Source organism: Paenibacillus sinopodophylli, from assembly GCF_005930355.1.
In the GTDB taxonomy this organism is placed as follows: Bacteria; Bacillota; Bacilli; order Paenibacillales; family Paenibacillaceae; genus Pristimantibacillus; species Pristimantibacillus sinopodophylli.
Map to the genome: position 1 here is coordinate 56,034 of NZ_VDBO01000003.1, position 12,983 is coordinate 69,016.

General features: G+C 41.8%; 11 protein-coding genes. All 11 read right to left on the bottom strand.

The features are described 5' to 3' along the window. Window positions 1-79: 79 nt before the first annotated feature. The gene (neuB, locus tag FGT79_RS15225) at window positions 80-1,150 is read right to left on the bottom strand and encodes an N-acetylneuraminate synthase (protein WP_138753686.1); all 1,071 of its coding nucleotides are present in this window, start codon (window positions 1,148-1,150) and stop codon (window positions 80-82) included. A gap of 38 nt (window positions 1,151-1,188) precedes the next feature. Beyond that, window positions 1,189-2,337, bottom strand: coding sequence for a UDP-N-acetylglucosamine 2-epimerase (gene neuC, locus FGT79_RS15230; protein ID WP_246096449.1), 1,149 nt, complete (start codon window positions 2,335-2,337; stop codon window positions 1,189-1,191). Between the two features lie 28 nt (window positions 2,338-2,365). After that, window positions 2,366-3,541, bottom strand: a complete 1,176-nt coding sequence (locus tag FGT79_RS15235) for a LegC family aminotransferase (RefSeq protein WP_138753688.1) — start codon at window positions 3,539-3,541, stop codon at window positions 2,366-2,368. A 22-nt stretch (window positions 3,542-3,563) separates the two neighbouring features. Next, entirely contained in the window at window positions 3,564-4,571 is a 1,008-nt protein-coding gene (locus FGT79_RS15240; RefSeq protein ID WP_138753689.1) for an NAD-dependent 4,6-dehydratase LegB, read from the bottom strand. Next, window positions 4,555-6,849: a motility associated factor glycosyltransferase family protein gene (locus tag FGT79_RS15245; protein WP_138753690.1), complete on the bottom strand. Its 2,295-nt coding sequence runs from the start codon at window positions 6,847-6,849 to the stop codon at window positions 4,555-4,557. The genes FGT79_RS15240 and FGT79_RS15245 overlap by 17 nt, the downstream gene beginning before the upstream one ends. 103 nt (window positions 6,850-6,952) lie before the next feature. Next, window positions 6,953-9,127, bottom strand: coding sequence for a motility associated factor glycosyltransferase family protein (locus tag FGT79_RS15250; RefSeq protein WP_171056262.1), 2,175 nt, complete (start codon window positions 9,125-9,127; stop codon window positions 6,953-6,955). 225 nt (window positions 9,128-9,352) lie between these two features. Beyond that, on the bottom strand, window positions 9,353-9,679 hold the full coding sequence (fliT, locus tag FGT79_RS15255; protein WP_171056263.1) for a flagellar protein FliT: 327 nt from the start codon (window positions 9,677-9,679) through the stop codon (window positions 9,353-9,355). 1 nt (window position 9,680) lies between these two features. Next, window positions 9,681-10,073, bottom strand: a complete 393-nt coding sequence (fliS, locus tag FGT79_RS15260) for a flagellar export chaperone FliS (protein WP_138753693.1) — start codon at window positions 10,071-10,073, stop codon at window positions 9,681-9,683. A gap of 18 nt (window positions 10,074-10,091) precedes the next feature. After that, window positions 10,092-11,570, bottom strand: coding sequence for a flagellar filament capping protein FliD (gene fliD / locus FGT79_RS15265; RefSeq protein ID WP_138753694.1), 1,479 nt, complete (start codon window positions 11,568-11,570; stop codon window positions 10,092-10,094). 18 nt (window positions 11,571-11,588) lie between these two features. Further along, entirely contained in the window at window positions 11,589-11,966 is a 378-nt protein-coding gene (locus FGT79_RS15270) for a flagellar protein FlaG (RefSeq protein ID WP_246096450.1), read from the bottom strand. A gap of 167 nt (window positions 11,967-12,133) precedes the next feature. Next, window positions 12,134-12,904, bottom strand: a complete 771-nt coding sequence (locus tag FGT79_RS15275) for a flagellin N-terminal helical domain-containing protein (RefSeq protein ID WP_138753695.1) — start codon at window positions 12,902-12,904, stop codon at window positions 12,134-12,136. Between the last annotated feature and the right edge of the window lie 79 nt (window positions 12,905-12,983).

Below are 12,983 nucleotides of genomic sequence, written 5' to 3' on the forward strand. Positions count from 1 at the left end.
AAAAACCGCAAGAATATAGCTCTTTGCGGTCTGGTAAATCATTCTATCGTTCGATATATAAGCTCTATTAAAATTGATTTCAGTCAATTAGATCATCTGCTTGATAAGCTCTACTCGCCTGTTTGCCAAGTAAACTCCAGTAAGCAGATGGAGGCAAACCACTGCCTGGCCGTTTTAGAGTAAGGTTCGCCTCTGTCATTATTTCCCCAACGCCAATCGGCAGTGCCGCAACTATACTTTTCCGGGCTGGACTTGCATTGCGCAACTCCGAAGCTGCCGGAATTTTATTAGATATTCCCATTGCCAGCTCTACATTTCGAATTTGACTAACTAGTCCGCTCAGCTCTTCCGGCTCCATAGAGGCCAAATGGTCAGGACCTTCCAACCGTTTATCTAGCGTGAAGTGCTTCTCTATAACAGTAGCTCCTAATGCAACAGCGGATACCGATACTTCTGCACCAATGGTGTGATCAGAATATCCTGTAAGTAAGCCAAATGCTTGGCGTAAGGTAATCATTTTGTTCAAGTGAACATCACCATACGAAGTAGGATAATCGGTTGTGCAATGCAGAAGGGTTACATTCTTGCGTAGCAATGCCTGTCCTTCCTCTGAACAATAAGCCTCCCTGAAACCAGATAACGAAGGGATGTTCTCATTACCCAAATAGGCAAAAGCTAAAGCACCTAGCGCTTCTTCGATCTCCCCGAGTATGGATATTCCAGTTGATAATATAACGTTGGCTCCACTTTTGCCGGCATGATATAACAGGGGGAGATTTGTAATATCTCCTGACGATATTTTTAATGTTTGCAAGCCTAATTGCTCTGTCAGCAGCTTGAGACTCGATAGATCGAACGGTGTTGACAAAAATTCAATCCCAGCTATCTGACACTCACTCATAAGCTCTACGTGGTCTTCCGCAGACAACTCCAGCCTGCGTATCATCTCCAGTTGCGATTCTTCTGCATCCGTCGTTTTTTTCTGATAGTCCGCTTTAGCCGCATGTCGGCTGACCAGTTTATCTGCCTGAAAGGTTTGAAACTTCACTGCATCTGCACCAGCTGCTGCTGCTGCATGAACGAGTTTCTTAGCCATTTGAAGCGAACCGTTATGATTAACGCCAGCCTCAGCAATAATATATACACTCATGCAATGACCTCCATTTAACTTCTTGCGCAGCTTCCATCTTACCCTTCAATCTCATAAAACTTTTTGTTAATGATTCCGTCTAGATCAGCATTCTTCAAAACGTGTTTAACTTTGCTCGCAGTCATTCCATCTCCATATAAGGACAAGGACTCTTCAACATGTGATTTTATAAACACCGGATCAAGCGCTTCGGATATAGACTTCATAATCTCTTCACTTTGTTCTGAGGTTTCAATTATGGTTGATCCCTTCAGTCTACCCTTCTGCCTGTTCCCAATATCGATTGTCGGCTTTTTAAACATAGGAACCTCAATTATGCCGCTAGAAGAGTTCCCAATTACAACATCAACATATTGCAAGGCACTCAAATACCTGAGCTTTCCAAGCGACTGAAAACTTACGGTACGCCCAGGGTTTTTATGCGTGTAATCATCTATCATATGGCCAATGATTCTACCATTTGTGTCCGCATTCGGTTTAGTGAAAATGATATTGGCATGTTTAAAATGATCTAAAGCCGCTAACAAGGCTGTAGTCAACTCCTCAGAGCTCGCCTGCTTGAGCGTAAGAGGATGATAGGTTACTAAAAAGTTTACGGCTCCCAATTTAAAATCAATTGAAGCTTCAAATTCTTCTCTGGATAGCAAATTTAATTGCCGAATATTATCCAGCCCTATAGCGCCCACGTTAAATACGCGGTCTGGTTGCTCGCCTAGTTGAATGACCCTATTGCGATACTTTTCTGTTGAAACAAAGTGCAGATGCGACATTTTGGTAATTGCGTGTCTAATGGCTTCATCCACAACCCCCTCCGTGCTTTCTCCTCCATGAAGATGAGCAATAGGGATATTCGCTATCATTGCGGCTTGTGCAGCCACCATTGTTTCAAAGCGGTCACCAAGCAACACAACGATATCAGGATTCAAACGGTGGAATACGTCAGCAAAACCAATCAGACCCAAGCCCATTGACTTGGTAACCCCGACACGCGTATCGCTAGACAGTAACATCTCGACCTTTTCATCGATATAAAAGCCGTCGTCCAATATCTCCTTGTAGGTGTTGCCGAACTCAGGAGCTAGATGCATGCCTGTTACGGCTAGCTGCAGCTTCAGCTCCGGATCTGCCTGTATCTCTTTCAATAGGGGATAAAATAAGCCGTACTCAGCGCGAGATCCTGTAACCACGCATATTTTCCTCACTTTGTTTTCTCCCTCACTCCATTAATTTCACACCGCTTGGAATATTAATGACTCGCATTTCCAAGTCTTCAGTAACACTCAAATCCATCCGGGGGCAATTCTGATACATGTGCAAACGATGCATGGGGGTCCATATTGGCCGAGTCATCATGCCAGCTTCGTTCGTGGCATCTAGAATTTGGTTTCTTAAATGCTCATCAGACTGATCGAGTACAATAGCGTTAAGCCAGTAATTACTCGAAACATGATTCTGTTCTTCGAACCACTGAACGCCATCTACTTCCAGCCACGATTCTTTATACCGCTGTGCAAGTTTCCTTTTTCTTGCTAAAAAATCCGGCAGCTGTTCCAATTGTGCACAGCCTAATGCAGCATTCAAATTAGGCATCCGCATATTAAAAGCTGTCTCGTCGTGCTGAAAGGCCCAACGATGCGGAATTTTGGCAGTTGTCGTCAGATGCTTTACTCTTTTGGCTATCTCTTCATCCGCTGTGAGAACAGCACCGCCGCCACCCGTTGTAATAATTTTATTGCCATTGAAGCTTAACGCCGCCAATTTGCCATAGGTTCCTGTATGGCGGCCTTTATAGTAGGAGCCAAGTGATTCTGCCGCGTCTTCGACCATTACCAGCCGATACCTTTCACATACCTCTACTAGCGCATCTAATTCAACCGGGTGTCCAAACGTATGCATGGGAACCACAACAGAGATTCTACGCCCTGTTTGCCGGTTATAAGCAAATCCATCCGGTTTAATGTGTACAATCTCTTGCAAATACTGGTCCAATTTAACTGGATCTACACCCATCGTTTCATTTGCTACGTCAATGAGATGAGGAACAGCACTGCAATAGGAGACTGCATTTGCGGTTGCAACAAAGGTTAAGGATGGAATAAGCACCTCATCATTAGCCTGAACACCTGCCAGCAGCAAGCTGATATGCAGAGCCGAGGTACCATTCATGACAGCAATAGCATAAGGTGAGCCTGTATATTCTGCGAGATCACGCTCGAATTGGTCAACGTATTGTCCTACGGAGGATACCCATCCTGTATCTAGACATGCCTTTACATACTCCCATTCACTTCCCTGGAATGTCGGCTCATGCAGCGCCGTGAAGTTTTTGGGATTAGAAAGTACTTGCTGAATAGTCTCCAGTATTACCGTTGGTAAATGTTCTTTACTCATTGCAAGGCCTCCTAAGTTGTATCTATATATTATATTGATCGGCCTTGTATTTCGACAAATTGTTCTGATTCGTAAACCATTGTACCGTTTGTTCAATTCCTTGCCTAAAGCCTTGAAGCCCTCCGAATTCAGGCGTCCAACCTAGAAGCCGTTCAGCCTTCGAATTGTCAGCCCATAACCGTTCTACTTCACTTTTCTCAGGCCTAAATCGAGCTTCGTCACTTACAATCTCAATATTCTTATCCATGACCTCGCTGATGAGTTTAGCCGTATCGCCGATGGAAATTTCATAATTGCTGCCGATATTAATTTCCTCGCCGATACCGTTATTAGACTCTAGCATCGCAATAAAGCCATTAACCGTGTCCTGAACATAATTGAAATCCCTAGTGGGATGAATGGTTCCGAGTTTAATTTGTTTATAGCCCGATGCAATCTGAGTAATGATAGTCGGAATAACGGCTCTCGCAGACTGGCGGGGCCCGTACGTATTAAATGGTCTTATAATGCCCACAGGTGTTTGAAAAGAGCGATAGAAAGATAAAGCTAGCTGATCTGCAGCAATCTTTGTTGCACTATATGGCGATTGTCCCTGCAGCGGGTGTTCCTCTGTAATCGGAACGAATCTTGCCGTCCCATAAACCTCGCTTGTGGAAGTGTGAATGATTTTGGAAATATTTAATTCACGACCTGCCTGCAATACATTTAGAGTCCCCTTAATATTCGTATCGATATAGGTATCTGGAGAATGATAGGAATAGGGAATGGCAATAAGAGCCGCCAAATGCAGTACTGCGTCGCAGCCTTTCATCGCCTCCTTCACACCATAAGGATCACGGATATCGCCTGCAAATACTTCGAATTTCCCGCGAACATCTTCTGCACACTGATCCAACCATCCCCAAGTATTAAATGAATTGTACATGGTGAAGGCACGAACCTCATACCCGCTGCGAATCAATGCTTCTGTCAAATGTGATCCAATAAAACCATCTGCCCCTGTTACCAAAACCTTACGATAGCTGCTCATAATGTGCTCCTTCTCTTAAATTGATCAGCTCAATTGCGGCTTCCATTCTTTGCTTAGTCTCAATCACAATAGCCATTAGCTCCGCACTTCGGTCGATCATCGTTTTTATAAGAGGCTCCATACTATTGCGATAAAAGATAACTTGATCCCGCAGCGTTGTAGCCGCATTCAACTTCGACAACTCACCTTCAAATTGCTTTAGTTCTCCTCTACACGCCCTCATGTACAACCCTTTAAATGGATTGCTGGTAGAAACGATTTCCCACTGCCTGTCTATTTCGGTAATCGTGGACAAACATTTCTTTGCATTCGTTCTACTTAGCCCTGTAAGGAGCCCAATTTGGGTAACTATTTTTCTACATTGACTCTCGCATACCTTCAATTGCTCGGGTAATTGAGCGATACGTTCGTAAATTTCCGTGGTTTGCTTTTTACTATAGCTTTGTAGACCTATCAATTCTTTACTAAAGAAATTCTCTTGTATAACACTATTATCCAACCGCTGTAAAACTTCTTCCATAGGCTCCCAAATTGTGTGCCTGATTTTTGCACCTAAGTGTGTCGTATTAACAAACCGGATGCCAGCGTATTGCGATAGGAGATCCTCTAAATCGTACAGCATGGCTTTCATTCCGTTACTCGTCCGATTCATGGCTCCTTGTACATTTTCTACTGTAAATGTGGCTTCCTTAATTCTCGTTTCATTTTGTTCTTCAGATAAATGCTTTGCACCACTGGCATATACTTGCGTACCTGAATACGATAAATCCTGCCCTGCAAATACAATTTCCTTACAGCCCATATAAATAGCCGCTTGAACGGCAGTCCCTGTCACGGAATGTGTCGTTTTGAATACCACGCTTTCCGCTCCGCGATTGCCCATAAAATGCTCAATTGTCGAATCACTCTTAAGATGCACATGAAGCAAACCGCCCTCTCTATGTTCGATGATTCGATAATCAATCATCGCTGCAAACAACAGCGGAATATGATTGACGTCAAGAGGCTCGAAAGCTTTATAATTCCCCTCAGACCCATCTATCGAAACAATTAAATGCGGTTCTATTCCATGATGAAGCAAGGCTTGGATCGCTGTACCTGCAGCAATAATGAAAGCATGCTCCTTCATTTTTCGCAAGTATTCCATATCTACTTCCAGAGACGGACCTGCTCCAACGATAACAGCAGTCACTCCATCCAGCTTATTCGCAAGCTCTGCAATGGACGGAGTAGTAAGAAGTGATTTTACATTATACATGCTATTTCTAGTCCATTCGAGTCCAAATCTTTTGAAATTATAAATACCATTATTATGGTCCATAATCGCCTTTTCCGCATAACTGTAAATCACTTTAAGCTCTTCAGCTTTGATCTTACGATATACGAGAAGCACAACAATGTTAGGTCTTTCACTGCTGAATTGGTTAAAGCTTTTCAGCATATCATCCACAGCATCTTTCGAAGTACCAACAGCAAATCCGATTATATTCAAGCTCTCAAAGAGGCTATTTATGTCTATTACGCTCATTGCTGCGAGCAGCACCTGTACGTCTGGCTCATAAAGAAATAGACTGTGCTCGGAGTAGACTTGTGCATACTCTTTAGCATGATATCCATAACCGAAACCGTACATCAGCACCTTTGACTTCACTCGCGCGGTACTCGCCATTTTACTTATCCAGGTTTTTGCCTCGTTCACCGGATTAAACTGACTGTATACCTGCATTGGCTTGCCATTAGTTGCGGATATGCTCAGTGTAGGCATTCCATTTCTAGCGTATGCAATATGGTAATGACGATGATCAATCAACTGTATATGAAGCTGCGAATATACCTTGGGGTAGCTGCTCTTTAGATATTGCATATTGGCAGCAAAACGTTGTTCCCGCTTACTCTTTACATCTCCAAACTCAGCAGCAAGCTGCTTAAATGTGGGTATTAATTCAAATCGTATACATTCACTGGCACCTATGTAATCATCTTGGTCCATGCTTAGGTTCATTGCTCCAAAATTAGCCTTAATGCTTGCAAGAGCACGAACAATGGAATCATGCATAGGATGGTAGCTTGCTTCTTCATCCAGATCTACGTGAATATCATTCAGTGTTTTATAGAGATCATCCATTCCCTCGACCATGTCGCCAAACTGTCGCCACGATTGCTCCGTCATAGGGGCATGAAGCAGGTCCTCAACTACCAAGCAAGCCTCAATAAGTTTAGGTAAAAAAAGTCTAATATCCTCTATCATTTCGTCTATCGGATATGGAGTGTTAGTCATCCGGCGAGCCTCCTGTCATTCTACCCTATATATATCGGTTTGGTAGAAAGATATAATAATAAAAACCGTCAGGAAATAATATCCCTAACGGCTCCATAAAGCTTTACTTGTATACTTGCTGACTGCTATTTATACTCTCTTCTACCCTGCGTTTAGCCTCTTTCACAACTTCAAACAACTGTGGAGAGTAACTAATTAGTTTTTGAATTAGCGGCTGCATAATCTCTTGAATCAGCTTCGATTTTATAACCACATTTTGTTCAGTCGCCAACTCTGGCAGGTCACGCTCGAATCGGTTCAAATCATTTTTGAATATCATAAAATAGAAAGCCTTAAATGGGCTGCTGTGAATAATTGCTTTCCATTCCGTATCAATTAAGTTAAACATCTCATAGCATTTCTTCTGGTTTGTCCTGCTTAGCCCGGATAGCTTCCCTATTGTATCATCAATACGTTTTAAACGTTTCTCATTCAGTAGCATTTCATTTGGCAGCTGTGCAATATGTGTACGTATTTTATTTACACGATTTTCTTCATAGCCCGTCGCCTGTTGCAGCTCTTTAATGAAAATCGTATCCTCAAGACTCTTTCCTTGAAGTCGTAACAGAACTTCCTCCATCGTGTTCCATTCTGTATGCTTGATCTTAGCGCCCATTTGGGTAGTATTAATAAAACGAGCATCTGAAGCAAACTTCAAAGTCATGTTTTCAATATCCAATAAGGTTAAACTCATGGCATGACTGGTTTGATTCTGCGTTCCTTGCACATTCTCTACGGTTACACCCATAGCTTTAATCGCGTTAATGACTATTTCATTTCTCTGCTTCGACATATGCCTAGCACCCGGAGAATAGGTATTTTCATTCGGATAAGATAAGTCCTGACCTGTGAATACTATTTCATTACAGCCCAAATATACGGCTGCTTGTATGGCTGTCCCAGTCACTGAATGGTTCGAATTAAAAATAGGATCTGGTTCTTTTAGTCCCATGAAATGTATCGTAGGCGAGTCATTGATAAAATGAACATGGCACAGGTTTTCATTTTTTTCATCAAGAATACGATACTTGAGCATGGGTGTAAAAAGTAATGGAATATGCTGTATATCCAAACCCTTAAACGCATTGTAATTCGCTTCGGATCCATCCATCGATACAATGAGATGCGGCTCAATCCCAAAATGAAGTAGCGATTGAATCGTTGAACCTGCCGCAATAATGATTGCATGGTTCTTGAGCTTCCGCAGACACTCGATGTCTGCTTCTAATGAAGGTCCTGCCCCTGCAATAACGGCTGTCATTCCCTCAAACTTATTCTTTAGATGTAGAATGGAGGGAGTTGTCAACGTTTTCCCTAAGTTGTACATACTGTTTGTAGCCCACTCCATACCATATTTCTCATACATACGAACAGTGCTGTCATAATTTAATATCGCTGTTTGGGCATCCTTAGAAAACTCTGTTACATCCACATTTGTTATACGATCATAGATAGGAATTGAAATGATTTCCGGGTCACCCTTCATAAACTTTAGAAACCGGAAAAACAGTTTATCCCTATCTGATTTGCTTGGTCCTACTACAAAATCCGTTATGTTAAGTTGATCGAATAATTCCTTCAGATCAATGATACTCATAGCAGCCAATAATAATTGTTCATCAGGCTCATAAATAGAAAGCTTCTGTGTCGGATATAATTTCGCATAGCTTCGCGCATGATACCCTAATCCTAAACCAAACATAATGATTTCTGATTTATGTTCCACTTTTTCTGCAAGTGATTTCGCCCATCGTTCAGTCGCAAAGGCCGGATCGTATTGACTATACAAATAAATTGGTGTTTCTCCATCTGTAACCATGCATAGATTAGGCAAACCATTACGGGCATATGCCTGTTGGTAATGGTTTTTTTCTATTACAACTTTACTCAATTGCATATGCAGCTTTGGGTACTTTTGCTGTAAAAAAGTCATGTTGGCTGCATACCGTTGAGCACTTATTTCCTTAGTATCTCCAAGTTCAATCGCAAGCTGTTGAATAAGTGGCGTTAACTCATACCTTATATAGTCGCTTGCCGTAATAAAATCTTCACCATCCATACTGGCATTCATCGCTTGAAATTTTTCAGGTAATGAATTTATCACAACATTTATGGAAGCCTTCAGCACATCAAAGTGCTCTAGTTCTTCGATCTCTGTATCAATCGAAGTTAGTGCTTTAAACAGATCATCTAAGCCTTCTACTAGTTCTCCGAATTGCTGCCATGTCTGATCCGTCATCGTTTCATATAACACTTCAATGACTGCTTCAGATGCATGAATAAGCTGCGGCAAAAAAAGCTTAATCTGTTCAATCGTTTCCTCTACATACTGTCGACTTTCCATTTTGTCTCCTCCTAGCTTCTAATTAGTATATCGGATTTTACGCGCCTCAAAATAATATGAACCGCTAGATTAAATCTCTAGCGGTTCATATACCCTATTTCCTTTTGTAACTAGAAACAATTAATTTTTTCGATCAATAAAGTAGCTCTCCGATGACGAACTTGAATCGTAGCTATTTTTTTGTATGCGTGTCTTATTAACCTTAATAATCATCGCTGCTGCTTCTTCTTTTAATTCATTCATCCGAGCAACCATAACCTCATCATAACCGACGATTATCCGCAGCATACGCTTCTCTTCTTCCTCTAATTCGGGTCGAAGCTGTAGGATTGGGATGACCTCATCTCTCAACTGAATGAGATCCATCCATTCATCTACGCTCGTATCCTCCAAGCGTCTCGCTAGCTCCAAAGTCGTTTCGTACAATTCAATTAATGTACCACTCACTTTAAACCGTCCCCGATTGAACAGTTCCTGGTGCACTTTTTATCGCCTGCTTCCACGCATCACGAAGCTCCATCAGATGTCCAAGCACTTCGTTGGCCATCTTCGCATCTTTTTTGAAATTCGATTGAATGAGCAAGTTTAACATATACTCATAGATACGAACCAAGTCTTTTGATATCTCATATTCATGGTCGAGCGAAGCAATCAGTTCATTGATAATCGCCTGCGATTTCATCAAGTAAGTATTTGCCATTTCTAAGTTGCGTTTTTCGATTCCTTCTATGGCCGTTTTAGTAAATCTTATTGCTCCTTCATACAGCATAATAATAAGTTGACCTGGTGCCGCTGTTTGAACAGAAGACTGTTGATATACTTTGTATGGCGAATTAAGCAAAACTTTTCACTCCTTTAACTACGAATAAAAGCTACCCAAGGATGAGGATTGGCTATTGTATTTATTGATAGCTGACTCCATAGCGCTAAATTGCTTATAATATTGCTCCTCCATCCGATCGAGACGGGTAAGAAGACTACTTTCTCTCGTTTTCATGTTTCTAATTTGTGTACTTAATGTCGAGTTATCCTTAAAGCTTGCATTAATATCTGTGCTCACAAGCGAAGTACCGGCCTTTTTGGAAAGGGTGTTCAAAGCTGTCATAGATGATTTAGACATTTTACTAAAAACGCCTGTATTCCCCATAAATAAAGCTGTTACCTCACTCGGGCTGGATTCTAGCGCGGTCCTCAGCTTGGTTTCATCTAGTACGAGTTTACCTTTCTCGGTATATCCGCCTGTAGTAATTCCAATTGAAAGCTTCTTGCCGTTTCCATCCACAATTCCGCCAACAAGCGATGTCACGGTAGTTCTCAAATCAGATACAAGCTGGGAAAGCGTACTATCATTACGAAGTGTACCACTCCTTGCTTTGGCTTCCCATTGCTCAATTTCTTTATCCGACATTTCTTTCTTTTCTTCACTCGTTAATGGAGCAAAGCTGCGGTTTCTCGCCTCGGAAAGCTCTGTGTTAATTGAATTTATCAAATTGTTATATTCTGTGACAAACGACTTAATGGTTTCAATCGTTTTATTCGTGTCCTGCGTAGTTGCAATTGCTGTTGAACTGTTTGCAGCAGTCTTCGCTTTAACCGTAAAATCGATGCCGCCAACCACAAAACGATTGTTAGCTTGATTGTATTCAATTCCGTTGATTTGAACCTTGGCATTTTTACCATCGGTAAACGTTTCAGTTGCATTCGTTGCACTAAAGCCACTAACCGCTAACCCATTCACCGTTGCCCCATTAGTGTCTAGTTCCGTAGCACCCGTCTTGGACGATGTTATAGAGAATGAGCCTGAATTAGCATCATACAAGGCCGTAGCTTTAACAGAACCACTAACCGCATTAATTTGCTTTGCAAGCGTACTAAGCGTATCAGATCCATTTGCAGTAATGATAACATTATTGATCTCAATGACAGCAACATTATCGCCAGTAATGTCGAAGCCTAATTCGCTTAACGTTTTATCCGCTCCACCGTTCGTTGTCCCACCGCTGAATTTAAACACAGTATTCGCAGCTTTTGCCACTTCGTCTACGCGAACATCTAGAGATCCTAGAGCCGTTGGAGAAGTAGAATTAACCGTTAGTGCAGCAGTATCGCCGCTAACCTCTGATGTTTTTGCACTCATTGCATTCGACAAATTGAAAGCACTTAGCTTATTATTCCGGAAATCAACAATCTTTGTGCTTATCGAACGATAGTCCTCTTGCTGCCACTCGACCTTTGTCCGATTCTTAATCATAGTATCATACGAGCTTCTCTTAGCCTTCATCAATTCTTTAACCATTGCATCAATATCTAATCCAGAAGCAAATCCTGAAAGTCGCATCTGTCATTACCTCCCTTATTAAACCCTCTCGTCAATGAGGATGCCTGTCAATTCCATAAGCAGCGCAGCCGCGTCGAGTAATTTCTCTTCAGGAATTTCACGAATGACATCCCCGCTTTCCTTATCCTTCACCTTGTAAACAATGTGATTCGTGGCTTCATGTACAGATCGCTCAATGGTCGTATCCGGTCCTTGAACAGCTTCTATTATACGTTTCACGCTTCTTTTCACATGCGAATCATCGCCATTCGAAAACGCATTTTGTTGTTCATTTACGATTACTCGATCATTATTTTGCACTGCTTGAACGACTGCAGCTTCCTTCTCCGGTGTGCTACTTATTTTCTTATCTGTCAAATAGCCCGTCGTGGTGTGTGCGGATGAAATATTCATCATCAATGTTCCCACCTTGTTTTCATTTATCTTCTTATTATAATATCGGCCTTATCTCACGTCTTTGTTAGCATAATTAATAGAAATATACGTATAAAATCATTGTTTTTTATGAAAATATATAAAAAAAGCCCTTAGAATATCTAAGGGCTCTTTTATTACTAAAAGAATTATTGCAGCAAGGACAATACGCCTTGTGGCTGCGAGTTTGCTTGAGCAAGCATCGATTGAGAAGCTTGTAGAAGAATGTTATTCTTCGTAAGGTTAACCATCTCTTTCGCCATATCTGTATCACGGATACGGGATTCAGCTGCTGTAAGGTTCTCTACAGTCGTACCCAAGTTGTTCGAAGTGTACTCTAGACGGTTTTGTACAGCACCCAGCTTAGCGCGCTCTGTGGAAACCGCTTCAATCGCTGATTCAACAGCTGAAAGTGTGCTATCTTTGTCAAGAGCATTAAATGCAGATGTCGTGATTGAACCGATAGAAATCGATTGCGACGCATCATCGGATTGGATAAATGCACCAGAAGTAATGTTTTTACCATTGAATTTCGTGTCGTTCATGATGTTGCCGATTTGCGAGCCGAGCTCATTAAGCTCAACATTGATGTTCGAAATGTCGCCAGCTGTGTATGTACCGCTGTTCAACTTCTGAACGTTCAATTCTTTCATACGGCTAAGCATCGAACTTACTTCGTTCATTGCGCCCTCAGCTGTTTGTACAAACGATACTCCGTCTTGTACGTTCTTTTGAGCTTGCTCAAGACCACGGATTTGACCGCGCATTTTCTCGGAAACAGCAAGACCAGCAGCATCGTCAGCTGCACGGTTGATACGAAGACCGGAAGATAGTTTCTCCATGGATTTGCCAGCAGCGGCGTTGTTAAGACCCATGTTGCGGTGAGTGTTCAAAGCTGTAATGTTGTGATTAATACGCATTGTAATTTCCTCCCTGAAATGGTTATTTAGTCCCACATCCATGTGGTAAGCTTTATTCAGTTGCTCTAATAAGCTCTAT

Excerpts from the sequence above, each read along its gene's own strand:
- neuB (WP_138753686.1), bottom strand. The coding sequence starts at position 1,150 with ATGAGTGTATATATTATTGCTGAGGCTGGCGTTAATCATAACGGTTCG.
- FGT79_RS15235 (WP_138753688.1), bottom strand. The coding sequence starts at position 3,541 with ATGAGTAAAGAACATTTACCAACGGTAATACTGGAGACTATTCAGCAA.
- FGT79_RS15240 (WP_138753689.1), bottom strand. The coding sequence starts at position 4,571 with ATGAGCAGCTATCGTAAGGTTTTGGTAACAGGGGCAGATGGTTTTATT.
- FGT79_RS15245 (WP_138753690.1), bottom strand. The coding sequence starts at position 6,849 with ATGACTAACACTCCATATCCGATAGACGAAATGATAGAGGATATTAGA.
- FGT79_RS15250 (WP_171056262.1), bottom strand. The coding sequence starts at position 9,127 with ATGACGGATCAGACATGGCAGCAATTCGGAGAACTAGTAGAAGGCTTA.
- fliD (WP_138753694.1), bottom strand. The coding sequence starts at position 11,570 with ATGCGACTTTCAGGATTTGCTTCTGGATTAGATATTGATGCAATGGTT.
- FGT79_RS15270 (WP_246096450.1), bottom strand. The coding sequence starts at position 11,966 with ATGATGAATATTTCATCCGCACACACCACGACGGGCTATTTGACAGAT.
- FGT79_RS15275 (WP_138753695.1), bottom strand. The coding sequence starts at position 12,904 with ATGCGTATTAATCACAACATTACAGCTTTGAACACTCACCGCAACATG.